The organism is Vibrio agarivorans, assembly GCF_030409635.1.
Lineage (GTDB): Bacteria > Pseudomonadota > Gammaproteobacteria > Enterobacterales > Vibrionaceae > Vibrio > Vibrio agarivorans.
The window spans coordinates 2,120,833-2,145,521 of sequence record NZ_JAUFQF010000004.1; the positions used below are offsets into that span (position 1 = coordinate 2,120,833).

At 45.0% G+C, this 24,689-nt stretch carries 27 protein-coding genes; 7 read left to right on the forward strand and 20 right to left on the reverse strand.

From position 1 onward, the window contains the following. Positions 1 to 67: 67 nt before the first annotated feature. Positions 68 to 763: an aspartate/glutamate racemase family protein gene (locus tag QWZ05_RS18300; RefSeq protein WP_290299915.1), complete on the reverse strand. Its 696-nt coding sequence runs from the start codon at positions 761 to 763 to the stop codon at positions 68 to 70. A gap of 83 nt (positions 764 to 846) precedes the next feature. Here QWZ05_RS18300 and QWZ05_RS18305 point away from each other — a divergent pair, with 83 nt between their 5' ends. Together QWZ05_RS18305 and QWZ05_RS18310 are read left to right on the forward strand one after the other, a co-directional pair. Further along, the gene (locus QWZ05_RS18305) at positions 847 to 1,638 is read left to right on the forward strand and encodes an ABC transporter permease (protein ID WP_264877205.1); all 792 of its coding nucleotides are present in this window, start codon (positions 847 to 849) and stop codon (positions 1,636 to 1,638) included. Positions 1,639 to 1,682: 44 nt separating this feature from the next. After that, positions 1,683 to 2,063 carry a VOC family protein gene (locus QWZ05_RS18310; RefSeq protein ID WP_264877206.1) on the forward strand — a complete coding sequence of 127 codons (381 nt, stop codon included), beginning with the start codon at positions 1,683 to 1,685 and terminating at the stop codon, positions 2,061 to 2,063. Positions 2,064 to 2,127: 64 nt separating this feature from the next. Here the strand turns inward: QWZ05_RS18310 and QWZ05_RS18315 are convergent, their stop codons facing one another. Then, positions 2,128 to 2,862 (reverse strand): dienelactone hydrolase family protein, encoded by a 735-nt coding sequence (locus QWZ05_RS18315; protein WP_290299919.1) that lies wholly within the window; start codon positions 2,860 to 2,862, stop codon positions 2,128 to 2,130. Positions 2,863 to 3,020: 158 nt separating this feature from the next. Here QWZ05_RS18315 and QWZ05_RS18320 point away from each other — a divergent pair, with 158 nt between their 5' ends. Continuing rightward, positions 3,021 to 3,572 (forward strand): NUDIX domain-containing protein, encoded by a 552-nt coding sequence (locus tag QWZ05_RS18320; protein WP_264877208.1) that lies wholly within the window; start codon positions 3,021 to 3,023, stop codon positions 3,570 to 3,572. A gap of 99 nt (positions 3,573 to 3,671) precedes the next feature. Here the strand turns inward: QWZ05_RS18320 and QWZ05_RS18325 are convergent, their stop codons facing one another. The 9 genes from QWZ05_RS18325 to QWZ05_RS18365 all read right to left on the reverse strand — a co-directional run bounded on the left by QWZ05_RS18325 (position 3,672) and on the right by QWZ05_RS18365 (position 10,967). Then, positions 3,672 to 4,232, reverse strand: a complete 561-nt coding sequence (locus QWZ05_RS18325; RefSeq protein WP_264877209.1) for a VC2662 family protein — start codon at positions 4,230 to 4,232, stop codon at positions 3,672 to 3,674. Between the two features lie 134 nt (positions 4,233 to 4,366). Further along, positions 4,367 to 4,747, reverse strand: a complete 381-nt coding sequence (locus tag QWZ05_RS18330; protein ID WP_290299923.1) for a GspS/AspS pilotin family protein — start codon at positions 4,745 to 4,747, stop codon at positions 4,367 to 4,369. Positions 4,748 to 4,749: 2 nt separating this feature from the next. Then, on the reverse strand, positions 4,750 to 5,046 hold the full coding sequence (locus QWZ05_RS18335) for a YciI family protein (protein ID WP_264877211.1): 297 nt from the start codon (positions 5,044 to 5,046) through the stop codon (positions 4,750 to 4,752). Positions 5,047 to 5,076: 30 nt separating this feature from the next. Continuing rightward, entirely contained in the window at positions 5,077 to 5,475 is a 399-nt protein-coding gene (gene yciA, locus QWZ05_RS18340; RefSeq protein WP_264877212.1) for an acyl-CoA thioester hydrolase YciA, read from the reverse strand. 6 nt (positions 5,476 to 5,481) lie between these two features. After that, positions 5,482 to 6,027: a septation protein A gene (locus QWZ05_RS18345; protein ID WP_264877213.1), complete on the reverse strand. Its 546-nt coding sequence runs from the start codon at positions 6,025 to 6,027 to the stop codon at positions 5,482 to 5,484. Positions 6,028 to 6,186: 159 nt separating this feature from the next. Next, entirely contained in the window at positions 6,187 to 7,446 is a 1,260-nt protein-coding gene (locus tag QWZ05_RS18350; RefSeq protein WP_264877214.1) for a dicarboxylate/amino acid:cation symporter, read from the reverse strand. A 276-nt stretch (positions 7,447 to 7,722) separates the two neighbouring features. Then, the gene (locus tag QWZ05_RS18355; protein WP_264877215.1) at positions 7,723 to 8,205 is read right to left on the reverse strand and encodes a methylated-DNA--[protein]-cysteine S-methyltransferase; all 483 of its coding nucleotides are present in this window, start codon (positions 8,203 to 8,205) and stop codon (positions 7,723 to 7,725) included. Beyond that, the gene (locus tag QWZ05_RS18360) at positions 8,205 to 9,581 is read right to left on the reverse strand and encodes an AlkA N-terminal domain-containing protein (RefSeq protein WP_290299927.1); all 1,377 of its coding nucleotides are present in this window, start codon (positions 9,579 to 9,581) and stop codon (positions 8,205 to 8,207) included. Before QWZ05_RS18360 ends, QWZ05_RS18355 begins: the two co-directional genes overlap by 1 nt. Positions 9,582 to 9,662: 81 nt before the next feature. Further along, the gene (locus tag QWZ05_RS18365) at positions 9,663 to 10,967 is read right to left on the reverse strand and encodes an alpha/beta fold hydrolase (RefSeq protein ID WP_290299929.1); all 1,305 of its coding nucleotides are present in this window, start codon (positions 10,965 to 10,967) and stop codon (positions 9,663 to 9,665) included. Positions 10,968 to 11,189: 222 nt separating this feature from the next. On the opposite strand from QWZ05_RS18365, the gene QWZ05_RS18370 reads away from it, so the two are divergent. Continuing rightward, complete coding sequence (locus QWZ05_RS18370; protein ID WP_290299931.1) at positions 11,190 to 12,470, forward strand: GGDEF domain-containing protein; 1,281 nt, start codon at positions 11,190 to 11,192, stop codon at positions 12,468 to 12,470. A gap of 71 nt (positions 12,471 to 12,541) precedes the next feature. Here the strand turns inward: QWZ05_RS18370 and QWZ05_RS18375 are convergent, their stop codons facing one another. The 4 genes from QWZ05_RS18375 to QWZ05_RS18390 form a co-directional block, all read right to left on the reverse strand. Next, complete coding sequence (locus QWZ05_RS18375; protein WP_264877219.1) at positions 12,542 to 13,762, reverse strand: M20/M25/M40 family metallo-hydrolase; 1,221 nt, start codon at positions 13,760 to 13,762, stop codon at positions 12,542 to 12,544. A gap of 108 nt (positions 13,763 to 13,870) precedes the next feature. Continuing rightward, on the reverse strand, positions 13,871 to 14,950 hold the full coding sequence (locus QWZ05_RS18380; RefSeq protein WP_290299933.1) for a PQQ-dependent sugar dehydrogenase: 1,080 nt from the start codon (positions 14,948 to 14,950) through the stop codon (positions 13,871 to 13,873). Positions 14,951 to 15,081: 131 nt separating this feature from the next. Beyond that, positions 15,082 to 16,332 (reverse strand): uracil-xanthine permease family protein, encoded by a 1,251-nt coding sequence (locus QWZ05_RS18385; RefSeq protein ID WP_290299935.1) that lies wholly within the window; start codon positions 16,330 to 16,332, stop codon positions 15,082 to 15,084. A gap of 372 nt (positions 16,333 to 16,704) precedes the next feature. Continuing rightward, positions 16,705 to 18,033 (reverse strand): ADP-ribosylglycohydrolase family protein, encoded by a 1,329-nt coding sequence (locus tag QWZ05_RS18390; RefSeq protein ID WP_290299937.1) that lies wholly within the window; start codon positions 18,031 to 18,033, stop codon positions 16,705 to 16,707. A 230-nt stretch (positions 18,034 to 18,263) separates the two neighbouring features. On the opposite strand from QWZ05_RS18390, the gene QWZ05_RS18395 reads away from it, so the two are divergent. Further along, the gene (locus QWZ05_RS18395) at positions 18,264 to 19,160 is read left to right on the forward strand and encodes a BrxR family helix-turn-helix transcriptional regulator (RefSeq protein WP_264877223.1); all 897 of its coding nucleotides are present in this window, start codon (positions 18,264 to 18,266) and stop codon (positions 19,158 to 19,160) included. Positions 19,161 to 19,328: 168 nt separating this feature from the next. Further along, positions 19,329 to 19,919: a hypothetical protein gene (locus QWZ05_RS18400; protein WP_290299939.1), complete on the forward strand. Its 591-nt coding sequence runs from the start codon at positions 19,329 to 19,331 to the stop codon at positions 19,917 to 19,919. A gap of 12 nt (positions 19,920 to 19,931) precedes the next feature. On the opposite strand, the gene QWZ05_RS18405 is transcribed toward QWZ05_RS18400, so the two are convergent. Together QWZ05_RS18405 and QWZ05_RS18410 are read right to left on the reverse strand one after the other, a co-directional pair. Then, positions 19,932 to 20,489: a hypothetical protein gene (locus tag QWZ05_RS18405; RefSeq protein WP_264877225.1), complete on the reverse strand. Its 558-nt coding sequence runs from the start codon at positions 20,487 to 20,489 to the stop codon at positions 19,932 to 19,934. 4 nt (positions 20,490 to 20,493) lie between these two features. Beyond that, positions 20,494 to 21,033 (reverse strand): YaeQ family protein, encoded by a 540-nt coding sequence (locus QWZ05_RS18410; protein ID WP_289961020.1) that lies wholly within the window; start codon positions 21,031 to 21,033, stop codon positions 20,494 to 20,496. A 218-nt stretch (positions 21,034 to 21,251) separates the two neighbouring features. Here QWZ05_RS18410 and QWZ05_RS18415 point away from each other — a divergent pair, with 218 nt between their 5' ends. Next, on the forward strand, positions 21,252 to 22,271 hold the full coding sequence (locus QWZ05_RS18415; protein WP_290299943.1) for a polysaccharide deacetylase family protein: 1,020 nt from the start codon (positions 21,252 to 21,254) through the stop codon (positions 22,269 to 22,271). 1 nt (position 22,272) lies between these two features. Here the strand turns inward: QWZ05_RS18415 and QWZ05_RS18420 are convergent, their stop codons facing one another. The 3 genes from QWZ05_RS18420 to QWZ05_RS18430 form a co-directional block, all read right to left on the reverse strand. Further along, positions 22,273 to 22,668, reverse strand: coding sequence for a nitrous oxide-stimulated promoter family protein (locus QWZ05_RS18420; protein ID WP_290299945.1), 396 nt, complete (start codon positions 22,666 to 22,668; stop codon positions 22,273 to 22,275). Between the two features lie 196 nt (positions 22,669 to 22,864). Then, positions 22,865 to 23,971, reverse strand: a complete 1,107-nt coding sequence (locus QWZ05_RS18425; protein WP_290299947.1) for a M20/M25/M40 family metallo-hydrolase — start codon at positions 23,969 to 23,971, stop codon at positions 22,865 to 22,867. A 187-nt stretch (positions 23,972 to 24,158) separates the two neighbouring features. Next, positions 24,159 to 24,677, reverse strand: coding sequence for a lipocalin family protein (locus tag QWZ05_RS18430; protein WP_290299949.1), 519 nt, complete (start codon positions 24,675 to 24,677; stop codon positions 24,159 to 24,161). Positions 24,678 to 24,689 lie beyond the last annotated feature (12 nt).

The window sequence follows — 24,689 nt, forward strand, 5'->3', positions numbered from 1 at the left end:
AATCTATTCATAGATAAACAGCGCTTTCACAATCAGCTTAGTTCAATTCTAGAGAGTCAGTTTAATTCTATTCAGATAGGGCAAAATCGACAGCGGCTTGGGCATGTATCAAGGTGGTGTCATAGAGCTTAACGAGTGTGTCATCTTGCTGAACCAACAACCCAATTTCTGTACAGCCTAAAATAACGGCTTCAGCTCCGCGTTTATACAAACTATGAATAATTTCAAGATAAGCCTCTTTCGATTGCGATTTGATCACCCCTTGGCAGAGCTCTTGATAAATGATGTTATGGACTAAGGTTTGATCGTCACTGTGAGGAACGATGACTTCAATGTTGTACTTATCTTGGATTCGATTCTTGTAGAACCCTTCATCCATTGTGAACCGAGTTCCTAGTAGAGCGACTTTACGAATGCCATCATTAACCAGTGTTGCTGCTGTCGCATCAGCAATATGGATAAGTGGAATGGAAAGCTGCTGTTCAATCTCGGGCGCAACTTTGTGCATGGTATTAGTACAAATGAGAAGGCAATCGGCACCACCAGACTCTACCGCTTTGGCGTGAGTAGAAAGAATCTCGGCACACTGTGCCCAATCTCCAGCGTGCTGCAGTTGCTCAATGGGCTGAAAGTCGACACTAAATAAGCAGATCTTAGCTGAATGAAGACCACCTAATTGTTGCTTTATCCCTTCATTGATTTCTTGGTAGTAATGCGCGGTTGATTCCCAACTCATGCCACCTAACAAACCGATTGTTTTCATGATGATACTTCCTCGCCGTTTTTCAAACTATAGCAAGCTTCTGGTATTATTTGGAACACGCCTTCATCGACGACAGATAAAATATGCAAGACGCGCTCGATATCTCTTTTGTTCACCTGATACTCTTTTCTTTATTGCTTGTCATCCCGTTAGGCATCAATGCCTTTTTTCGACTGTCACTGGCGAAAGATATGCTGCTCGGTGTCGGCCGTATGGCGATTCAACTAATGTTGATAGGTCTCTATCTCGAGTACTTATTTGCGCTGGAGAGTCTATTGGTGAATATTGTTTGGCTAGTCGTAATGATGCTAATTGGAGCGAGCTCTGTAGTGAGTAAAGCGCGTCTGCCGAAAGCTCTGCTGCTTCTCCCGGTATTCTCTGGATTGTTTATTGGCTTGTGTCCGGTGTTGCTTCTTCTCTGTGTGGGCGTTGTGCAACCCGACCCTTACTACAGTGCGCAATATGTGATTCCTCTAGCCGGAATGTTATTGGGGAACAGTCTTAGCGGTAATATCGTCGCGCTGCAGAACTTCTTTGGTTCATTTGATGCGAGAAAAGAGGAGTATGCGGGTAAGATCTCTCTGGGGGCAAGCCCAACTTATGCCTCACGACCCTTTGTCGAAATAGCACTGCAAAAGTCACTCGCCCCCATTCTTGCGACAATGGCAACGATGGGGTTGGTATCACTGCCTGGAATGATGACAGGGCAAATCTTGTCTGGGACATCTCCCCTCATCGCGATTAAATATCAGCTGCTTATCATGATGGCGATTTTTGTCATGATGAACCTTTCGATTACTAGCTGTCTGCTGTTGACCCAGCGCAGAGTTTTATCACCTGAAGGACGTTTGCTCTGTCAAATATCGCAAAAGTAGCTAGTTTTATGAGAGCACATTTCAATAACTAAGGAGAGTGAAAAGTGTTTTCTCATGTGATGATTGGGGTTAATGATATTGCGCACTCAAAGGCATTTTATGATGCTGTGCTAGGAAAGCTCGGCCACAAACCCGGGGTTATCGACCCCAAAGGACGTTGTTTTTATGTGACAGAGTCTGGTGTGTTTTCTTTGACTAAGCCCATAGATGGTAGTGATGCAACTCACGGGAATGGCAGCACTATCGGCTTTAGGGCATCGAAGCCTGAACAGGTGGATGAGTTTCATCAAGCAGGTATAGACGCCGGGGGCAAGCCGATTGAAGATCCACCAGGAGTTAGGGAAGGGGCAGGTACTAAATTGTATATTGGGTATCTTCGTGACCCAGATGGCAATAAGATTTGTGCTGTGAACTTTATGAAGTAACCATTTGTTCCAAAAAAAACAGGCCGTACTCAGGCCTGTTTTTGAAGAATTCCAGATTGTTCATTTACCCTTGAGTTTGATCGGTTAGGAACTGGGTAAACGCCATCCATGATTTTTTATCGGCTTGCTCGTGATATCGAGGGCTGCCAAAAACAGTAAACGCATGGGGAGCACCGCTGTAAGTGACCATTTCATGATCCACTTTCGCTCCCTCAAGATTGTCTGCTAACTCTGCAAATTGCGACATCGGAATAGCGGTGTCAGCTGTACCATGCATCACAAGGATCGGTGCTGAGACGTCAGCATAGGTTTGACCTTCTGGGGTGCCGAGGCCTCCGTGGAAGGTGGCGAAACCTTGCGCCTTCATACCTGCACGAGCGGCTTCCAATACTGCCGCTCCGCCGAAACAGTAACCCATGACAACGGTGTTGTCAGCATCTCCCCCAAGTGCAATTGCTTGGTCAAGACTGCCCTGCATTAGGCTTCTTAATTTGTCGCGATCTTTATACAGCTCGCCTGTATGTTGTTTTTTGTCTTTGACTTCAGTCGGTCTAACGCCTTTACCAAATAGGTCTGCGGCGAACACGTTGTAGCCCAACTCGTTGAGCATTTTCACACGCTCAATTTCATAGTCAGTGAGCCCGTCCCAGTCGTGGACGAGTAGAACCAATGGCGCATCGTCACTCACAGGAGACCAATATCCTTCATAGTCGACGCCTTGTATTGAGTATGTTGTAGTCTCGCCAGCTAATGCACCGCATGAGATAAGTGCGAGTCCAATCAGGGTTTTACGTAACATCTGTTCTTCCTTGTTTTATGGTGATGATTATTATTCTCTCTGTAGTACGTATTTAATATTAATTCAGGTCAATAGTGGCGAAAGATGTGATGCCTAGACTATTTCATGCAAGTTTCATCGCTTATGATGAGGTAACTGATATTTTAAGGGCTAGGAAAATGACAGATATAAAAACACTCAGTTCAGAAGTGGTTTATCAAAACAAGTGGATGAGTGTCAGGGAAGATAAAATACTACGTTCCAGTGGTGCAGAGGGGATTTATGGCGTTGTCGATAAACCCGATTGTGCGGTGATCATTGCTGTAGATGAAGGGCAAATTCATTTAGTGGAGCAGTTTCGTTATACCGTTGGCAAGCGCTGCTGGGAGTTACCTCAAGGGGCATGGGAGAGCAAACCCGACGCTAATCATATTGATTTAGCAAAGGGAGAGTTAAGAGAAGAGACGGGGCTTGAAGCCGATGAAATGCATTACCTTGGCGCACAATCTATCGCGTATGGCTTTTTGAATCAGACCTGTCATATCTATCTCGCGACCAAGTTGAACTTTATCGGATGCAAATTAGACAGTGAAGAAGAAGACCTTGTTAGCTGTGCGTTTCCAATCCATACATTTGAACAAATGCTTATCGATGGCACGATACAAGATAATGTAACGTGCGGAGCCTATGGGCTAGCCAAGTTGAAAATGCCACGTCTATTGCAGGGATAGTGGCCAGAAGGGTCGCTAGAAACGCCCCAAAAATGAGTGACGACAAAACAGAAAATGCCGACATTGTTGTCGGCATTTTCTTACGTCATAAATACGTACTTACTTCGCGAAGTTAACAATAGGGAAGCAAGGAAAGAAGCCGTTCGCAGCACAGTTGATAAGACCGATTTGAACACCTTCAATGTTTGTCGTGTTGTTGAACAGACCAAACTGGACAGTTGATGTTTCAGACAAGTTCACTGTACCGAAGTCAACAAGAGTGTTGCCCGTAGAGTAGTTCACAAAACTTGCGTTCAGGCCTTTCACGTCGTGCGTCATGTTTACTGTACCGAAGTTAACACCTGTTGCTTCACCCGTGTTCCAGTTAAATAGACCAAGAGAAACACCTTTCATGCTTTCGTTTACTTTATTGGCACCAAAGAATAGGCCGAAGTTAACACCAGTCGTGGTGTTTGTTTCTGACATACCTAAAACAGCGAAATCGACACCTTTCAGTTGGTCTACTTGACCGTGAAGTACGGCTAGGCGAACACCGCCAACAGCGTTTTCGTCTGGTGCGTTAAAGTTATCTAGAGAAGAGAACATCACAGGGGTTGATGCTAGAGCTGCCGATGAAGCAAGGGCCGCTGACACTGCTAATGTTGATACTAGTTTTTTCATTTTTTGTTACTCCGTGTATCTTTTTATACGACTTGTAATAAGTCTATAACAACAAAGCGCACTATAAAGTGCGCTTTGTGTTTATGCAAGCTGACGATAGTTTTCAGAGTATTGATTTGACGAAAGTTTAACCGTTATTGGCACTGAGTCTCATCGATCATTTGGTCAACCATCAATTGACCCCGACTGTTGCGGATCTTTAATCGATAAGTAAGGCCAACATCCATGTTCTTTCTTACAGCTTCGTCACTGCAATAATGACTCATAGTCGCGTTGAGCAATCGTTGAGTAGAGATAGCGCCTGGAGCATCATCGTTATAGATGATCATAATCTCGATGGTTGTGCCTGACGAAGAGGCTCGCATGATAGAAAGTGGCCCATGCTCAATAGGTAGCTCTGAACTTAATAGGCTCGCTCGGTTGGAGGCCAGCATTTCAAGCTGCTTCTGTTTGTCATCATTAGATGCACAGCCAGACAGTAGAATCATTAAAGCAATAGAGAGAGCTTTACGCATAATTAGAAGACTTTTTTGAATGGTTTAACAATAACATTGGCATAAACACCGGCGGCAATGTAAGGATCAGCGTCAGCCCATGCCTTCGCTGCATCAAGGGAGTCAAACTCGGCGATCACAGCTGAACCAGTGAAACCCGCACCTTCTGGGTTTTCACTGTCAATAGCAGGCATTGGACCAGCAGTGAGTAAGCGGCCTTGTTCTTGCAATTCTGATAAACGAGCAAGATGATCTGCGCGAACGCTTAGGCGCTTTTCTAATGAATTTTCAACATCTTGAGAAAAAATGACATACCACATAGTTTGAGTTCCTTTCAGTGCATTTTGGTATTATTCAGGTTTAATCGGGCGAGGGCGACCCTGACTGTCGATAGCAACATAATTGAAGGTCGCTTTACATACTTGGAAGCGGTCTTTAACACCATCTTCTTTCACTGGCTTAACCCACACTTCAAGATGAATCGACATGGATGTACGACCAATACGCGTGCATTCACCATAGCAACAGACAACATCGCCCACTTTAACAGGTTTTTTAAACTCAATACTTGAAACAGATACCGTTGCGATACGACCACTTGATATTTCTTTGGCTAAAATGCCGCCCGCTAAGTCGAGCTGAGACATGATCCAACCACCGAAAATATCGCCATTCGCATTAGTGTCCGCTGGCATTGCGAGTGTACGCAGCAATAAACTGCCAGTCGGCTCTGGAAGAGAGGGGGTCATGGTGTCTTAATCCTGTTTATCTTGATTGTCTTTTGGTAGATGTTTGTACAAGTAAATGCCCGTTACTACAGTAAAGGCAAGCGTCGCGGCGAGTAAGCCAAAGACTTTGAAATTGACCCAAACATCGAGGGGAAGTTGATATGCAACATAGAGGTTGAGGCCTGCACATAGAGTGAAGAAACCCACCCATGCCCAGTTAATGGTGGCCCACACTTTCTCTGGGAGCGTAAGCTCTTTTCCTAACATAGCTTTGATGGCTGATTTACCCATCGCGTGACTCGCCGCTAAGCCAATGGCAAATGTGGCATAGACGATGGTCACTTTCCATTTAATGAAGTTGTCATCATGCAGAAAAATCGTCATGCCGCCGAATATCGCCACCATGACAAAGGTGATGATTTGCATCTTTTCGACTTTTTTATAGATAGCGTAAGTGAGGGCAATTTGAATCGCGGTTGCGATAATCAGAGCACCTGTCGCTACATAGATGTCGTACATCTTATACAAAGCGAAGAAGACAATCAGCGGGATAAAATCGATGAGCTGTTTCATAACTCTGGCTACTTAGGGCTTACGTGATAAGTAGTGTACCCAAAACCGCACTGATAAACCTAGTGGAAATGACAATTAGGTACAATTAGTCGTGATTAGGCAGCGAATGAACGAAAAAAAGCCCAGCAAGTGCTGGGCTCGGAAGCTCAGACAGTTTAATTAAGCTTGCTGTTTTTCAAGCTCAGCTTGCGCTTCAAAGTCTTCTTCTTCAACAAGAGAGTCAACGATTACCGCACACGCTGCATCACCAGTGATGTTCAGTGCTGTACGAATCATGTCGAAGATACGGTCTAGAGCAAACAATAGTGGTAGACCTTCGATTGGGATACCTGCTGCTAGCAATACTGCTACAACAAGGAAAGATGGTCCCGGCACACCTGCTTGTCCTACTGCACCTAGCGTAGAAGTTAGGATGATCGCGATGTAAGCGCCCATTGATAGGTCAATGTTGAATAGCTGTGCGAAGAAAATAGCAACCAAACCGTAGTAAATTGCGTTACCAGACATGTTGATTGTTGCACCTAGCGGCAGAACGAATGACGCCGTAGAGTTTTTCACGCCCAGTTCATTTTCTACTGTGTTCATAGTCACAGGCAGAGTAGCCATTGACGATGACGTAGAAAGTGCAACGGCTTGAGGCTTCTTCATCACTGACAAAAATTTCTTCGCTGATGTTTTAGTGAAGACTTGAATCATGAGTGGGTAGACGATGAAGCCAAACACAAGTATTGCGGCCACGTAAACCAAGAACAGTTTGAACACAACCATCAGTGCGCCGAAACCGAATGTACCAACAGCTTCCGCCATTAGGCCAAATACACCGATAGGAGCAATGATCATGACTTTGTTGATCATCCATACCATTGAATCAACGATGGTGTTAACACCGTTTACGATAGGCTCACGACGCTCTTTAGACTGCTTAGAAAGTGCGATACCAAAGAAGAGGCAGAATACAAGAATCTGAAGAATGTTAGCTTCGTTAAGAGATTGGAATACGTTCTCTGGGATCATACCTGTGATGGTTGCCCAGAATGTTGGTAGTTCACCTTTTGATGCGTATTCTGCAGAGAACATACCTTCAACACCAGATACGTCAATGCCAACGCCCGGTTGGAATACTGCACCCATAACAAGCGCAAGTGCAACGGCAAGCGCTGATGTTAGGCCAAAGTAACCTAGAGTAACAAAGCCCACTTTGCCTGCATTTGAACTGTTACCAAGACCTGCTGCGCCCGAGATCAGTGCAACCGCAACCAATGGAATAACCAGCATTTTGATTAAGTTAATGAAAATTGCGCCTAGTGGTGCAAAGACAACCGCGCCTTCACCCATCATCGCACCGACCAATGTACCAACAACCATGGCAATCACGACTTGAACGCCGAGATTACCAAGTAGTCCATCTTTATTTAACATTTTAGCAACTCCTGCCTGTCATATTGTATGTTTATAGTCATTGCACCTAGGAACGACTCTAGTTACAGATGATTATGTGGTGTGTTTTACACCTAACTACAGCGTGATTCAAGTGACTGATAGGTAAAAAATGCTAAAAACGACAATAAACTTGGATACCGTATGTAAACTTGCGCAAACGTTTGCGCGCACGATCACTTTTGGTGCAACGTGCTATTTTATGGTGCACCAAAAAATTAACGTTCAGCGTAGAGGGATGTTAATAGGTTGTTCTTTTTAATCATTACTTGTCGAGCGTTCAAGCGCGAGTAGAGCCTGTTTTCGCTCTATACCTCCTGCATACCCAGTAAGCTTGCCGCTTGCTCCAATGACGCGGTGGCAGGGGACGATAACAGAGATAGGATTTTTACCATTCGCAGCCCCTACCGCACGAACAGCTTTAGGGTTACCAATGTGATTGGCTATTTGTTGATAGCTCCAAGTCTGTCCATATGGTATGGCGAGCAGTGCTTGCCACACTTGCTGCTGAAAAGGGGTGCCTTCTGCCGCTAAAGGGAGCTCGAAGCATGTTCGCTCTTGTGCAAAAAACTCGGTGATCTGCTGTTGGGCTTGTTGCAACGTGACATGATGATCATCACGCTTGCCTAAATCCTGTGGCTGAGTGGTGTGAGTTTCAAACCATACCCCAGTAAGGCCAAGCTCATTGGCTTGAGCGGTTATTTTTCCTAGAGGACTAGTGAATGTGGTGTAGTAGTGCATTAAGCATGACTCCAGCAGTGAAAGGTAGCATAGCTTCCCCAAGGAGAAACCGATTGTTTGTTTACTTTAGGAAATTGGCTAACGGTCTTTTTAACGATCAGATCGCCATCAAGAAAGCAGTTAGGCTCAGACAATCCGCGCAGTTTGGCGTAGTTGACGGTCCAAGGCCCAATGCCTTTTATCGATAACCATGAGTCTGGCGAGCTATCAGGGTGCGCGATAATATGAGCTGCAAAACGTTTGAGTGTCTCTTTGCGCGAAATAGGCATCCTCAAAAAGTCTATATCACTTTCATGTATTGCTTGTGGTGTAGGAAAGATCATCTCTCTATGATTGCCGAGGGTAGCGGCCAGTAAGTTGAGTTGTCCTATTGCGGCTTTTACAGAGACTTGTTGTCCTAGTATTGCGCGAACCCCTGCCTCCCATGCACTCCACACGCCGGGAATACGAATTCCAGAACGAATTATAAGGCGTGGCTCTAGGCGAGATAATGTCGTCTCTATAGCATGGATGTCTGAATCCACATCCAGCATCCGGCGCAGGTTGTGTACGAGATTTTTTAATTGGCGAATATCTTCAAGATCAAATTCCACTTCAATGGTGAATTCGCCTTTTTCAAGTGGGGTAAAATCCACGGCGAACCACGCACGTGAGCCGTTGATTGTGCAGTTGCGGGAATATCGATTGTCTTCGACTTTCTCAATTCCAGCGATTCCTCTCAAACGATAAAACTCCAGCATATGACGCCAATCATAAGGTGTCCTCACCGCTAAAGATAAGGTATTTTTGTGAGCAGGCTGTTTGTTTTTCCTCAAATCCGTTGGTGATATTTTGAGTGCTTTTATAAAAGCATCGTTGAAACGACGTGTACTATTGAAGCCAGCAGCAAAACCGATTTCAGTCATAGATAGCTGGCTATTGTGTATCAGGCTTTTAGCAAACATCAGCTGCTGGTAAAGCGCATACTGTTTAGGTGACAAACCCAAATAACGCTCAAACAGTGCACGCAAATAGCGGTCACTGATACCAAGCTTATCCGCAAGTGAAGGAATGGCGTTCTGTTGCAAATAGCCTTGTTCAATTTCATTGATGGCCCTTTGAAAGGTGGTTTCTACGCCGAGCCAGCGCCAGGAACTTGGAGCACTATCAGGGTGACAGCGCTTGCAGGGGCGATACCCTGCATGCAGAGCTGTGGCTGCGCTCTGATAATAGTCGACGTTCTCTTCTTTTGGTGAATTCGCAGGGCAAATCGGGCGACAAAAGATCCCCGTGGTTTTTACTGCAATAAAAAACATACCATCAAAACGACGGTCTCTTGCCATTCGGGCAAGACGGCATTGCTCGTTTGAAAGAGTAGGGCTTGAAAACTGTGACAAGATGAGGCTCCTAAATGCGATAGCACATCTTAATTGTATTCAGGCGATTAAGATGCGCTAGCCATTTTCGGAACTTAATCGTTAACTGTCTTGGATTTGGTTGGCCTTGATCTGTTGGGCTATACAAATGAGTCTATCCAAGATGTGTTCACCATCCGCTCGTAGACCGTTATGTTCGTATTCATTGGTGATCCAAGCCTTTGAGTTGGGTATGTTCGCCAAGGTCTCTCGGCTGATATCCATCTCAACAAACATATCGTCTGCATATACGGCACAAGCGACAGGTACTGTGTTTTGCTTAAGTGTTTTCGCACAATATAGGTTTGACCAATCGCTCTTTTCAGCCAATATCTCGGCAGCTTGTCGCAAGGGTTTAAGGTTGACATATTGCTCAAACATCCATGGAAAAACCATTTCACCGGTAAACAGAAACGGCTTGTTAGGAGCATAGTCAAACTTGTCTAATTGCTGACGTACACGATGCGCGCTCCATTGAGAGGAGAAGCCCTGACAGTAGATAGACTCGTGCAAAATGGCATAGATAGGGTTAGTTTGAAAATTCTGCTGCATGAGAATTTCATTGAGAAACTCGTAGCGCAGTTGGGGCTTCTCTTGCTCGGTAACAAAAGCGTTCTCAAGCAGGTAATACATCGGCAGGAAAGTGTCACTCACACCAAAGTTAATGCCTAATTGCTGGAATTGTTCTACGGTAAGTTTTTGTCCATTCGGCAGGTACTCATCGTGAATAAGAAGGTGATCGGCTATCTTCTTACATAGGCCTTGCGCAGCAGGAAACTGAGTAAAGAACTCGGCGTTTTTCTCTTGCGTTCGCTTAAATGTTGCTTGATACACATCGTCAGGGTGACGCTCAATAGACGGCACGCCTCCTGTGATGAAACTTGCCTCTAGGCTTTGTGGAAACATGGAGAGGTAAGCTAAGGTGCAAAACCCACCAAAGCTTTGCCCCAGCGTTGACCACGTATTTATACCGAGAGCATCTCGGATAAATTCGGCATCTCGAACAATGTTGTCTGCGCGGAAGTGACTTAAATACTCAGCCTGCTGTTTGGCCGTCATTCCTTGTAGGGTTTGATGAGAGATGACGCTGCTGTTGCCAGTTCCGCGTTGATCTAGCAGTAAGACTCGGTAGTCTTTTAACGCGCGTTTCAGCCAGCCCGAAGTGCCGTTGGGTCTTGGTGAAGGGAAGCCAGGCCCACCTTGAAAATAGATGAGCCATGGTTTGATCTTGCTGGCTGAATCGTTTTGACACACCTCTCTAGCGAATACTTCCAGGCTTTTACCTTCAGGATGATCATAATTGAGTGGAACATTAAAATAGTGAGGCTGGTATTGCACACCTGCATCAACAAAGGCAGTGGACTTCATAGCTAACCCGAGTGATTGTGATAAGTGACAAACAATGTACACCATCACCTAGATAAAGTCAGGACGACAAATGAGTTTGGTACCGTAAACGACATATAACTGTAAGTTGTTAAATTAACTGTCAAAAAAGATTCACTATCAAGTTAGTTGAGTATTCAGTATCGTTCGTTTTCTACTCAAAAAGTAGAATTCGACTGTAACAAGGACGTGACAGGTAAGGCGATGTTGTGGGGTACAAATAGGCAGTTTCCCAACATAAAGAATGTAGAGCTCAAGACGCTACTTTTTTTGTTGTTATTTATATTTTTGGTCAATACACCAATCAGTTACATCAAAAGTAATGCGCTTAGTGATATCCAAATTAAGGTCGAAAAGTCTGAACAGCTGTTCTCATCAAATCTGAATATACTGCAATCCTATCTGAATCTGGCACAGACGCCTCTTGCCTTAAATTATGCGCAAGATCCTGAAGCATTCAACACTCTGGCCTCAGCGCTTATGAGTGGCCAAACATACCTAAAAAGTGCAGTGATACAGCCTGTCGAGCAAATGGGTAATCTCGGAATGTCTGTAGAGCTTATCGAGGGGCATGACGATCATGCTAGCTTACATCGGCTGACCCAGCCCATTTATGATGACCAAATAGTTGTAGGGGAGTTGCAACTCGAGATCGAGTCTCACATGTTTGTTTCTTATCTTTATGATGGCATGTTCATCATGTCGGATACTGGCTTTGTACATTGGAGCCAATATCACGACATTATCAGTAACGCTTACCTTTCAGATGACTACAGTGAAGTGCTCTCACAGATCCATAGGATAAATCGTCGTAACGGGGTTATTGACCTTGGTCGACAAACGGTCGTTTTTCAAGTCACCTCAGATCTACTGGGTGAAAAAACTTATCTAGTGCATCTAGTGACAAACGCAGAAATTGTTCCAACCCATATCTATGTCACGTTCGTTCTTGCGGTTCTGTTAATGGTGCTGACTAACGTTTTTATTGGTACTAAGAGGAAGAAGAAAGCGTTGGAGCAGATTAGCTACATTGATGAGCTTTCTACGCTTAATAACCGTCATTACCTTAATCATATTGAAAGCAGCCTATTGAAGCGTGACCACTATTTCATCGCTATTATTGATATTGACCACTTTAAACGCGTTAATGATTCCTTTGGCCACGCAATCGGAGACAAGGTAATTCGCGAGGTCGCGAACACAATCAAGTCATCGATTCGTGCGCATGATTATGCGTTTAGACTCGGTGGTGAAGAGTTCGCCGTGGTCATTAAAACTCAAGATATCGCGGTTGCTTGCAATGTAGTTGAACGCGTCCGAACCAGCGTAGAGCAGCAGTCAAACAATCCTAAAGTCACCATTTCAGCGGGTATCGCACCAGTGATTCGCAATATTAAAGACTCTCTCAGTGTCGCCGATCAGTTTCTCTATGTCGCCAAGCGCTCCGGACGTAATCAAGTTCGCAGCGTGCCGAAGTGTTGCTGAGAGCACACGCTATTCCCAAAAGGCACTCATTTAATAACTAGCGATGAGTGCCAAATGTATAGAAACGAGTTTTAAATGTGGTCTAAGCGGATATGGCTATTTTTCAGATCATCACGAGTGATGCCTTGGCCGCTGTTCATCGCGTTAAATTCACGTAGTAGGCCGGCGATCGCATGAATTGACGCTAACAAATCTCCAGTATGTGCTGACTCTGATGATGTGTGCATGTTGCGGATAGGATAGCCGATAGAAATAGCCGCACTGTCAACGCCAGCCAGTGCTGCAGCCATACCATCTGTTCCCATGTCACGACCGGAGAAGTCCAATTGATGCGGAATATCATTATCACGGCAGACGTTTTGAATCGCTTGGACCAAAAACTCAGACGCCACTGAACCACGCGAAATGGTGAAACCATCGCCCATTTTTAACGGGTTCATATTACGACCACCAATACCCGGCGCTGCTTCATAGTCATGATTTACATCGGTTGCGATCAATACATCCGGCTTGAGCTCACCAACCAATTGGGTCGAACCAAAGCGGCCAATCTCTTCATGTGTCGCAATCGTGTACATGACGCGAACATTATTCAGCCCTTCGCTAGCCACCAAACGAGCAATTTCAGTCACAGAGAAACAGCCGAGGCCATTATCAAGATAGGCACCGTAAAAGGTATCCGGTGAGACACCACGCTTGATAGGGCGGTCAAGAATGATTGGGTCGCCAGGGCGCAGGCCTAACTCTTCTACTTGTTTTTTACGGTCTTCACCATGAGTGTGTAACTCAAGGTAAATAGACTCAGGCTTAATGCCTTGCTCACCCGTGCGCTGCGCAGGGGTTGAGAAGTGAATCGCGCCAAGTGCTTCTACAGTACAACCTTCAATGACCTTGTAGCTGCTTGGTTGCTCAGGGTTTTGACAGAACACTTTGACTTCATGGCCGATCAGCGTTGTCGGTAAGAAGGAGTCGGTATTGATCCATACCTTGCCATCGTTGTCGATTTTACGGACTTGCATACGAATTTTATCGGCATGACCGACGATCATGACGCTGACCAAATCATCTCTGCCAGGGTGAGAGTCAAACACAAGGCCTGCATTACCTTTAAACTGATGGATACCCCAACCAGTCGGCATAAAACTCTCGAATTCAGGCTTGATAACGCCATAACTCATGGCGGCTTCAAAACCAATTGGAGACGGGGAGGCGAGGACTTTTTTCATAAAGTCGAATTGTGTTTCTGGCATAGCAGTCTGCCATGCGGCTTGTTGTGTGTTTTCTGTGCTCATCACTTCGCCTATCGGTTCTTTCTTATTTGAGTGGATAACAACAACCTAATGATTGCTGGAATCAAATTCAAGTAACATGATATTGATAAAATGAAACATCAACAATGGTCACTTAATGACGAGTCGATATATATTGCCGCTGTCGGTGGAAAAATAGAGATGATCGTCAGGGGCAATCGTAATATCTCGGATGCGTTGGTTTAAGCTTTCTAATAGTCGACTGTATTCTTTCAGGGTGTTACCCGATATGTCGACCACATTGATGTGAGCGAGCTTAAGCGCGCCAATCAGCAGTTTGCCATCAAGCTCTGGGTAGATATTACCTCGATAAAGGACAAGATTACTCGGAGCGATAGACGGGATGTAAACCAGCTCAGGGTCGACCATGCCAGGAAGGGTTGTTGCTTCTCCCACGGCTAGAGGCCCCCAGTATTCGCGCCCATGAGACACACGAGCCCAACCGTAGTTTGCACCTTTTTCTATACGATTGATTTCATCGCCCCCGCGCGGACCATGTTCTACTGACCACAACGTTTGCGTATCAACATCGAAAAAGAGTCCTTGTGGGTTTCTATGACCATAAGACCATATTTCAGCTCTGGCATCTTGCTGGTGGTAAAAGGGGTTATCGATAGGTGGGTTACCCTCTAAATCGAGACGCAATATCGAAGCAGCATGGTTTGTCGTATCTTGGCCATTGTCACGCTCTCCTCGATCACCAAGGGTAATCATGAGGTATCCATTAACAATCGCGATTCGGCTGCCAAAGTGGCGCGAAGTGTCACTATGGGCATCAGCAATAAAAATATCTTCAAAAGAGGACAGCTCATTATTTGATAGATGCCCCTTTGCAATAGCAAGTGTCGTCCCATTCTTACTCGTCTTACTATAACTAAAGTAGAGTGTGAGGTTACCTTGGGTGTCTCGAATGTGCGCGATATCGAGGAGTCCACCTTGCCCCGATGTATCGACATCGTTTACTTGATGAAGCTGTGTTTTCTCACCTGAAACAATGTCTAACAGTGAAATCTGTCCGCTTTTTTCTGTCACGATCATTTGATGATCAGAGACGAACTCAATCCCCCATGGGATGTTTAGGTCGTTAGCAATTTCCTCAACACCATAATTTGCTGCGAGTGAAATCGGAGAGAGGAGTAGAGTAAGTAGTGACAAGCTGATGAACTTCATAGTAATCCCTAAAGCGTCGAAAACTAATAAAGTTATAGCAGCCTAAACTAAGGTTAGGCCAACATAAAACGCCCCAACCTTACAGTATAACTGCAGGTTAGGGCGCGAATGTGCCAAATGATGAGCTGACTTTATGCTTTGTCTTCTTCCATTTGTGCGTTATCTACAACATGGTTTTCACCAAGCTGACGAGGCAGAATTTGGTTGAGTAAAATTGCCACGATACCGCATAGGCTTACCCCTTGAAGGCTGAAGTCGCCAACGCCAAATGCCATGCCACCGATACCAAATACGAGTGTCACCGCCACGATAACGAGGTTGCGTGAATCATGAAGATCGACTTTGTTTTTAATTAGGGTGTTTAGGCCAACCGTTGCAATTGATCCAAATAATAGAATCATGATGCCTCCCATAACTGGAATTGGGATAGTCTGTAACAACGCGCCAAGTTTACCAATCAATGCAAGTGCAATGGCGGTGATGGCTGCCCATGTCATAATGATTGGGTTAAACGCTTTAGTTAACATCACTGCCCCCGTGACCTCACTGTAGGTTGTGTTCGGTGGCGCGCCAACCATTGAAGCGGCAATCGTCGCCACACCGTCCCCTGTGATTGTGCGGTGCAGTCCCGGCTTTTTTAGATAATCTTTACCCGTGACGTTAGAAATCGCCAACATATCACCGACGTGTTCTACTGCGGGTGCAATTGCCACAGGAATCATAAATAGGATGGCATTGATGTTGAACTCAGGCGTTGTAAAGTTGGGTAATGCTAGCCATGCTGCTTGGGCAACAGGAGTAAAGTCAACAATGCCAAAAATTAGGCTCAACGAGTAGCCGACAGTGATGCCACCGAAAATAGGTAACAGCTTTAAGAACCCTTTTGCAAAGACACTAATCGCGATCGTTGTAATGAGGGAGGTGGCTGAGACCCATAATGCCGCATTGGCATCGATAAGCTGAACCGCACCATCACCCGTTTTGCCAAGGGCCATGTTTACCGCAACCGGCGCAAGCCCGAGGCCAATAACCATGATCACAGGCCCAACGACGACGGGTGGTAGTAGACGATGTACAATTTCAATGCCTTTTGCCTTAATGAGGCCACCCATGGCGACATAAACCACACCTGCCGCCATCAAGCCACCCATAGTCGCTGGCACGCCCCAGGTTTGGACACCAAACATGATAGGTGCGATGAAGGCAAAAGAAGAGGCGAGAAAGATCGGAACAGTACGGCGAGTGATGAATTGAAATAGAAGCGTACCGACACCAGCACCGAATAACGCAACGCTCGGGTCCAGTCCCGTCAGTAGCGGCACTAAAACGAGCGCACCAAAAGCAACAAACAGCATTTGTGCACCCTGAATAGCATTCAACATGGCTATATTTCCCTATACATGAGTGAAAAAATCAAAACGGTAGGAGACTAGCATGTTTTGAGTAAACGTTTGCTTGATTTGATCAATTTATAACGATTATGTTTCGCAATGTTTAAATAAGTTGTGATGTACAAAATGCTTTGTGGGTTGCTGTCGCAGAAAATGACTAAACAGTTGAGTTGTGGTTTTATCCTTTCGGGTAGGTGAAAAAGCGGACAGCAATAGGTATCTTATATGCGTATTTTATGAGGTCTCAATGTTCTGGTTATCAAGCAAAATCATTAGGCTCTCAGGGATGTATCTCTATAAAAAGTACAAGGAAAGACAACAAGAATCTGAAGCCCACCAATAGGTGGGCTTCGTTTTTAAGGGCTAGCAAATGTCATCTTCAGTTAGAGAAATGTGCACTTCTCCCGTAAGGTCACACAAACGATTAAGCCATAATTGAATCGTACCATCGACGCATAGATTATCCCATAAGCCACCACAGAAGCGGTCCCCCCGGGTCATTGACGTTACTGCGCGGCAGCAATCAGAAAGGCCCATAGTGGCGATTAACACACGTTTCTTTTTTTGCAATTCAGAGGGGATTGACGAGTCGTTGAGTGGTATCCCAATGGTTGAATTATGAGTGTTGTCAGTCCAAGCATAGTCGCTCAGGAGTATTTTATGCTGATATGCCGCTTGGTAGAGCACTGACAGCTTGTTGCTAACCGGCGCAGCTCTGATGTCAGCAATGAATGCTGACACTTGACGTAATGACGGCGTAGTTGCCAACAATTGCGCCATCATTTCTATCTCTTCACGCCAATAGAGTTTTGATAGCCATTTTTGTGGTAACTGCTCGATGCCATAGAAAGCGCCAGCAAGTTGCCCATAGATGGCGGCGGTGGTATCGGCGTCATCACCGAGGTTTGCTGCCATCAAGGCACCCTGCTCGAAGTTATCACTATGTGCAAAACACCACAAAGCGGCTTCTAAAGAGTGAATCACAAACCCAGTTCCGCGAATGTCACTACGATCTTTCTCAAGATAGGAGCCGTTTACAATGACCTGTATCTCTGGATGAAGGTTGTCGAATGCATGCTTGAGTTGCTTGAAAAGCGCGGCTTTAGAGAGATTGCTATCAAGAAACAACTGATACATCAACCAGGCCATGACTTGACAGGCTTCCACGCAGCGCTGTTCGGCGTGGGTGGTCATTGAGCTCAAGCTAGCATTACTCAGTGCCTTCGTCAGTCGAATACCTTTATAAGGATGACTAAAGATACAAACAGGCGCGAGGCGCATCAAACTGCCATTGCCAGCACTAAACTCGTCACTAGAACCACAAAGAGGGTTGTCAGTATTGATGAATTGACTCAAGGCACCTGAAACGGTGATTCCGATATCGAAGCAGTGGCCTGTGACGGAGTTTTCTCCTTGCTTCCACCAGCGAACATAACGCTGCATTTGATCGGTCGTATCCATCTTTCCTTGGCAAAGCAAGCTTTCAGCAAGACAGAGCGCCATCGACGTGTCATCTGTCCATTGACCCGCGCGCAAACCAAACGGCCCGCCGCCAATCATGTCATGGATAGGTTCAAAGCTGTCTTTGGGCTTGAACTCAAGGGTTGTACCAAGCGCGTCTCCCAGAGCTAACCCTAGCAGAGCCCCTTTTGCTTTGTCGATGAATGCTATTTCAGATATGTTTTTATTCAATGCTGAATCCTTCTTTAATGTTTCGAACAACAGAATAAAGAGCATTTGCGGGCTTGCGAAGTGACACTTAAATTAGCATGTCGCCTGAATAGACAGGTCTGAACAAATGAGTTCTAACTCCGGTATTTACGAGCTCAATGAGTGGGTTTGGTATGTATATTTGAGCAGTATTCACCTGCGGCTAAGGAGGGTGGTACTATGAGGCATTCATCTATTTTTGATATTTACTTATGTCTCTCGAACCTAAGAACAAACCTGATCTCAGTGCTTATAGTCACGATCGTCTAAACCGCTATCGTTTGGTGGAAATTATTGCTTTATGGGAGGGACGCCTGACAACAAATCATTTGTGTCAGTGTTTTGATATTGGGCGACAGCAAGCTTCAAAAGATATCAATACCTATCTATCGGACATTGCACCGGGGAATTTGGAATACGATCTAAAACTAAAAGGCTATCGCCCAACGTCGATGTTTCGACCTGTATTAACTAGTGGCAATGCAGAAGATTATTTGAATCTATTGGCTTTTAATCAACGCTTGGTTTCAAAGGGGAGTCATTTCGATTGGGGCTTTGATCGCATCGCCAGCGTGTCCTCTCCTCCACGCAATATTAAGCCGGTGATATTGCAGTCACTAGTCAAAGCAATCAGTCAACAACAAAGACTGGAAATTGAGTACCTGTCGTTAGGTAATCCACACCCCGAAGTACGTGTTATCTCGCCACACACACTAGTTCAAACCCCGCTGAGGTGGCACGTCCGCGCTTATTGCGAAAAGAATCGTGACTACCGAGACTTTGTGATCAGTCGCTTTTCTGGTCAACCTGATCTCATTGGGGTATCTGAGAACTTACAAGACGATGATGATGATTGGTTTACGCCGGTCGATATTGAGTTAATTCCGGACCAGCGCCTAAATGAACATCAGCAACGCCTTGTAGAAATAGACTTTGGTATGGACAATGGAGAACTTAAACTGAGAACTTCTCTGGCGCTACTTAACTATGACTTAAGCATGCTCAATCTTAGCGTGTACAAAGTGGACGTATCACCTGAAGTTCAGCAGCTGAGCATTCGAAATGTAAATGGTATTAGAAGATTGATGATGCAAAGGAACATGCTCTAATTGAGTAAGGTTTGTTTTATTCTCGGGAATTATAATTGAAGAAATTGTAATATAAATTTATTGTATTAAGCATGCTGTTTTATATAGAATGACTTTTCTATAACAGGTTAGGTCATTTTGTTGCCGAGGGGCTCTAAAGGTAACAAAAGTGTATAAAACGGAATAATAATGAAAAAGAGTTTATTGTCAGTGGCGACAATGGTAGCCATGGTAGGATGTTCTTCGGTTACGGAAAGGCCGACGACGAATGTCAACACATACGCGGTCTATCAAGTTGATGTTCCAGAATATGTCAGTTATCAGTCTGTAACTGAAGCAATTAAGGTGGCTCTAAATCAGGCAGGTGACACCAAGAGGGTGGTGGAGTATATGCCACCAGCACCTTTGCCCAAGGAGGCACCAAGATTTACTTTGGTAAACCCTGTAGGTAGTAAGTCACTTAAGTCTAATCAAGCGGTGAAGCGCCCATCGTGTGTTGGTGCATTGGTTTATGCAAAAACCGAGAGCATCAACTCAAATAGTGATGAATCACTCTATACTTGTTTGTGGAAGTATCAACAAGGTTATCACTTAGATTTTTATTATATGACTGAAAGCGGTTCTTCTGGCTTGAGTTCATCGTTAGGTTCACTTTTCTCATCGAAATCAGAGAGGAGTCAACAGAATCCGATGTTATTGAAAGCCGTTGATGGTATTGAAAATAATCTGTCGGGTATACAAGCTACAGCTCGGTTGCTTTCGACAAACGCGAAAATTTAACCGTTAACTATGTTAGTTTAGCACCTTTTCAAACCACTTTTTCCAAAGTGGTTTTTTCGTTTCTGTGGCTTGATAAATACTCACTCCCTGATAATAAGTTTGAGTGAGTTCACAGCGAAGTTTATTGCTGTCGACTTCAACAATACTGGTGATATGGTTGGCAACCTGCGTAGCGTGATCGTTGGCTAGGCTGTAGTCAAGGTTCATCCGTCCTTGTAGAAACAGCCAGAGGTGAGTCGCTAGCCATAGCTGCTTGAGAATTGGGGCAGAAAATTTGTCTTGATGGTCAACGTCAAGGTGCTGCTTGAAGACGTTTTGCATCTTTTGTAGCGCTTCACGCTGTTCAATAAACTCTCCCAACACGACTTGATGGTGATAAGAAAACAGCCCAAGCAGCCTTTCAGGTGTCGTTAAATTAGGTTTTTTAACGATGCTTTTTTCATACAGCGGCGTCAGATGCTCAACTATCGCTTGCAAGTCAGCTTCTGATATCGAAATAGAAGGTGACTGGGCAGGTAACACAAAGCCCAGTTGAAAAATCTGCGAATGTAGGCTGTTTTCACTCATCATATGACTACTCTTTTGCGTAGAGCGTGTTGATAGTAACAGTAATCGATTCAGAGCCCGTATCTACATAGATATCATTGCCGCTGAGCATAACAGACAGATCCATCGTGCGTGTTAACGCTTGACCAAATTGATCCAACCCATCGCTATCTAGCTGATAAATTCCGTCACAATATCCGGTAATCTTGGTTTGATTCTGTTGCCACCATTGATCAACGGATGTGTTGTAGCCATAAACAGAGACACTGCTTGCAATGCGAGAGGCCTTTTTTACACGATCCAGATCAGGCTCACCAAGCTCGACCCAACGGCGAATATCCCCGTGAAGTTCTTTTTCCCATAAATCAGGTTCATCGGTGGTGCTTAACCCTTTAGTGAATTCAAGATCTTCTGTGTAGCCGTGGCAATAGGCCAGAATGCGAGCACAAAGGCGACGCTCATTTTCAGAAGGGTGCTGCGCAATGGTTAGGTTGCTGGATGTGTATAGATCGCGGTTCATATCACTTAGTGAGACGCGAAATTTATAGATGGTGGGTTTTAGGGCCATTTGAGCGACTTTTAGATGTAAAAACAAGATTCTATCAAAGCTAGCGACAAAGGGCATGGAGATTAAACCGCTCGAAGTCAGAAAATGCCTAATCTCGGGATATTACCGACTAGAGCAACACACGAAAGGAGAGAATTGACAATCAACTGACGCTAAGGAAACAAAGAAACCTGCTATCATTTGGCGAATATCAATGATCTAACTGACACCCAATATCAATGAACCACAAGTTTTTTACTCTTCCTTTACTTATGTTTACATCGGCAGCGAATGCTGATGCCCTCAATGTTCTTATTTTCCATCATGTCGACGATTCAACACCACACTCTACCTCAACACGCGTGGATGATTTTATAAAACAGTTAGATGCCTTTGAACAGCAGGGATATGAAATCGTTGATTTGCAGACTTCGGTTCGGGAGGTACAGTCAGGTCAAGAGACACAACAAAAGCGACTGGCTCTCACGTTTGATGATGGATTTCGCTCTGTATGCGACACCGCGTACCCCATCCTAAAAGAACGCAATCTGCCTTTCACCGTCTTTGTTACGACCGATCCAGTTGATGCCAACTATCAGGGCTATTGTGATTGGGAACAGTTGCGCGAGATGTCGAAAAACGGCGCAACGATTGCCAACCATACGCTTGATCATGCTTTTCTGGTGCGAGAGTCTTTGCAAGATACAGATTGGTTTCAATCTGCGACGCGTAACATTGAACAAGCCCAGTTAAGAATTGAGCAGGAGATTGGTCACGCGCCGATGCTGTTTGCCTACCCTTATGGCGAATATAACCATGAGCTACGCGATTGGCTAAAAGCACATGGGTATATTGCCTTTGGTCAGCAGTCAGGGTCGATAGAGCAACATAGTGATTGGCAAGCCCTGCCTAGATTTAATGCAGCGGGTAACTATGCGAGTGTCTCATCGCTGCGTTTTAAAACTAGTGCTCGTGCTTTGCCGACAGACTTTTCAGCGCTGCCTGACCCAGTAGTAACAGATGCACTACCGCCGCTTACGGTTGAATTAACTCCATCCGATGAAGCTCACTACCCTCATCTTCAGTGTTATTTTAACGGCCAGAGTGTTGAGTTAGATTGGCATGACGACACCCGCTTTACTGTACTTCCGCCTAAGGAGCTGGTGAATGGTCGTCATCGCGTTAACTGCACAGCCCCACATCGCAATGGTTCACCGTTTTACTGGTTATCGCAGCAATGGTTAGTGGTTAATCCATAGTTTAGTTTTTGATTTTACTCTTGCGCTTGGCGCGATTTGAAACGCCGACAGGTGGCTTTTTCGGAAAAGCTTTTCGTTCTGTTACCAAATGTCGAATAGCAAGAATAGGGTGATGCAAGAGCATTCTTGGGCCAGCGTAGCGCATAACCGCTTTCATCTCGGCTTTTTGTTCTGGCTTGTAACAATGAATCGGACATTGATTGCACGCGGGCTTTGATTCACCATAGGGACAGCGATCAAGGCGCACCTCGGCATAGTTGAGTAGTGCTTGGCACTGCTCGCAGATAGCGGTGCCTTGATGGTGCTTTTGACAATAGAGATAAACCATATGAGAAACGGTGAGAAATTCGGTTTCTAAGCTTCCTATAAGTAACTGGCTTGCTGGTGGCTTATTCATGGATCTTAACATATAAAGTGGATGTATGTTTAATCTAGAGGTTTTACGCTCATTACTCAAATAAAACTCATGTATGGCGTTAGAGTGATGGTAGGTCACCAACAGATGGTAGCCCGTTAAAGCAACCTGAAAGGTTCTCTTTGTATAGAGCAGAAAAAGGGCGCTTGATAGCGCCCTTAAAAGAATAACAACGGGTTTAGCGTGTGATGTATTGACGGATGAAGTCAGAAATCTTCACCATGTCGTCAATCGCGATGTACTCTTCAGTAGTATGAACTTTTGCCATACCGGTAGATAGGTTTAGCGTATTGATACCTTTCGCGAAGAAGTTATTTGCATCGCTACCACCACCTGTTGGTTGGCATTGTGGTTCGATACCGATCGCTTCAAAAGCGCTCTTAACATCAACGATATGAGCATCAGACTCGTCAATCTTAAATGCGTTATAAGCACGGTTAGATTCGATTTCAAGTTCTGCACCGTGTTTGTCTGCAGCCGCTTGGAATGTCTCAACCATGTGAGCAACTTGTGCTTCCAATTTTTTGTCGCAAAGTGAACGCGCTTCAGCAGCAATTTTCAGCTCAGGCATTACGATGTTTGTGGCTTGACCACCGTTAACGGTACCAATGTTCGCTGTTGTTTCTTCATCGATGCGCAGTAGCTTCATGTTAGCAATAGCATCAGCAGCGACACCGATAGCACTAATACCTTGCTCTGGCGCGAGGCCAGCGTGCGCAGGACGACCTTTGATCGTCACTTTAAGGCTCTGTTGGCCGGGAGCAACGTTGATGATTGTGCCAATTGGACCGCCTGAGTCCAAAACAATCGCTTTATTTGACGTTACGTTAGTCATGTCGAAGAACTTAGAGCCGTATAGACCGCCTTCTTCATAAACGGTGAAGGCAAGTTCAATGGTCTTGTGGTCAGCGTTCTGTTCTTTGATCACACGTACCGCTTCCATGATAGCTGCGATGCCTGATTTGTCATCACCACCGAGGATAGTATCGCCAGCAGAGCGGATGATGCCATCTTCGATAACAGGCTCAATGCCGTTACCTGGAGCGACTGTGTCCATGTGGCAGCTTAGAAGAATGCTGTCATCAAGTTTACCCTCTAGACGTGCATAAACATTGAAGCCGTTGGTGTAACCTTCTGGCATTTCAAGTTTGTGCACCGTGAAACCAAGATTGCCAAGTTGTTCTGTTAGTGTTTCAGCGATCTGTTTCTCGTTGCCTGATTCGCTGTCGATTTTTACGAGTTCAATGAAATGATCGACAAGGCGCTGTTGGTTAATTTGAGTCATAATTCTTCTCTTCTGGAACGGAAGAGTCAGCCTAGACCGAATAGTAGGAAAAAAGACTGCGCTGAATCAAAAAAGTGGTGTGATTGGTGGCTCTGGTAACAGAAATTAACATTTCATAAGACAAAATAACGAAAAAGAAGTGCAATCAGTATCAGTGAAAGCACTTCTTAGTCGTTTGTATAGCCAATCAGTGAGTCGGATAAATCAGTTGATTGGTGTCAAACCCGGCTTGTTGTGCGATTTGGCGATACTGCTCCATTTTTTCTTGTGGTATGGACGATGAACGCGACAAGATCCAAAAGTAGTCTAAATTAGGTCCGCTAATGAGTGCGGTAGAGTAGTCAGGCTCTAAATGAAAGACGATGTAGCTGCCATAAAACGGGCCGAAAAATGATACTTTTAGGTGACCGAGATTGTTACCGTCAACGAATTTGGCCTTGCCAATTGCCTCACTCCATTCACCTTTTTCTTCATTCCAGCCTCGATTTAACACTTTGACGCTGCCGTCCTCATTGAGAGAGTAGGTGGCCGTTATCTGGTTAAGTCCACGCTCAAAGCTATGATCCAATCGAGCAATTTCATACCAAGTACCAAGGTAGCGGTCGAGATTGAAACGCGTGACAGGCTCAACCGATTGGGGTTTTCCAGTACATCCAAAGAGAAAAACAGCCCCAAACAGTGCGACTAGGGATTTGAACTTTGTCATAAGCGATACTTC

Bases quoted from the DNA above. Each gene is read 5' to 3' on its own strand.
- QWZ05_RS18385 (WP_290299935.1), bottom strand. From the start codon at position 16,332: ATGTTGAATGCTATTCAGGGTGCACAAATGCTGTTTGTTGCTTTTGGT.
- QWZ05_RS18320 (WP_264877208.1), top strand. From the start codon at position 3,021: ATGACAGATATAAAAACACTCAGTTCAGAAGTGGTTTATCAAAACAAG.
- QWZ05_RS18380 (WP_290299933.1), bottom strand. From the start codon at position 14,950: ATGAAGTTCATCAGCTTGTCACTACTTACTCTACTCCTCTCTCCGATT.
- QWZ05_RS18375 (WP_264877219.1), bottom strand. From the start codon at position 13,762: ATGAGCACAGAAAACACACAACAAGCCGCATGGCAGACTGCTATGCCA.
- QWZ05_RS18325 (WP_264877209.1), bottom strand. From the start codon at position 4,232: ATGAAAAAACTAGTATCAACATTAGCAGTGTCAGCGGCCCTTGCTTCA.
- QWZ05_RS18430 (WP_290299949.1), bottom strand. From the start codon at position 24,677: ATGACAAAGTTCAAATCCCTAGTCGCACTGTTTGGGGCTGTTTTTCTC.
- QWZ05_RS18395 (WP_264877223.1), top strand. From the start codon at position 18,264: ATGTCTCTCGAACCTAAGAACAAACCTGATCTCAGTGCTTATAGTCAC.
- QWZ05_RS18425 (WP_290299947.1), bottom strand. From the start codon at position 23,971: ATGACTCAAATTAACCAACAGCGCCTTGTCGATCATTTCATTGAACTC.
- QWZ05_RS18365 (WP_290299929.1), bottom strand. From the start codon at position 10,967: ATGAAGTCCACTGCCTTTGTTGATGCAGGTGTGCAATACCAGCCTCAC.
- QWZ05_RS18355 (WP_264877215.1), bottom strand. From the start codon at position 8,205: ATGCACTACTACACCACATTCACTAGTCCTCTAGGAAAAATAACCGCT.
- QWZ05_RS18415 (WP_290299943.1), top strand. From the start codon at position 21,252: ATGAACCACAAGTTTTTTACTCTTCCTTTACTTATGTTTACATCGGCA.
- QWZ05_RS18370 (WP_290299931.1), top strand. From the start codon at position 11,190: ATGTTGTGGGGTACAAATAGGCAGTTTCCCAACATAAAGAATGTAGAG.
- QWZ05_RS18315 (WP_290299919.1), bottom strand. From the start codon at position 2,862: ATGTTACGTAAAACCCTGATTGGACTCGCACTTATCTCATGCGGTGCA.
- QWZ05_RS18345 (WP_264877213.1), bottom strand. From the start codon at position 6,027: ATGAAACAGCTCATCGATTTTATCCCGCTGATTGTCTTCTTCGCTTTG.
- QWZ05_RS18300 (WP_290299915.1), bottom strand. From the start codon at position 763: ATGAAAACAATCGGTTTGTTAGGTGGCATGAGTTGGGAATCAACCGCG.
- QWZ05_RS18350 (WP_264877214.1), bottom strand. From the start codon at position 7,446: ATGTTAAATAAAGATGGACTACTTGGTAATCTCGGCGTTCAAGTCGTG.
- QWZ05_RS18330 (WP_290299923.1), bottom strand. From the start codon at position 4,747: ATGCGTAAAGCTCTCTCTATTGCTTTAATGATTCTACTGTCTGGCTGT.
- QWZ05_RS18305 (WP_264877205.1), top strand. From the start codon at position 847: ATGCAAGACGCGCTCGATATCTCTTTTGTTCACCTGATACTCTTTTCT.
- QWZ05_RS18400 (WP_290299939.1), top strand. From the start codon at position 19,329: ATGAAAAAGAGTTTATTGTCAGTGGCGACAATGGTAGCCATGGTAGGA.
- QWZ05_RS18405 (WP_264877225.1), bottom strand. From the start codon at position 20,489: ATGATGAGTGAAAACAGCCTACATTCGCAGATTTTTCAACTGGGCTTT.
- yciA (WP_264877212.1), bottom strand. From the start codon at position 5,475: ATGACCCCCTCTCTTCCAGAGCCGACTGGCAGTTTATTGCTGCGTACA.
- QWZ05_RS18335 (WP_264877211.1), bottom strand. From the start codon at position 5,046: ATGTGGTATGTCATTTTTTCTCAAGATGTTGAAAATTCATTAGAAAAG.
- QWZ05_RS18420 (WP_290299945.1), bottom strand. From the start codon at position 22,668: ATGAATAAGCCACCAGCAAGCCAGTTACTTATAGGAAGCTTAGAAACC.
- QWZ05_RS18410 (WP_289961020.1), bottom strand. From the start codon at position 21,033: ATGGCCCTAAAACCCACCATCTATAAATTTCGCGTCTCACTAAGTGAT.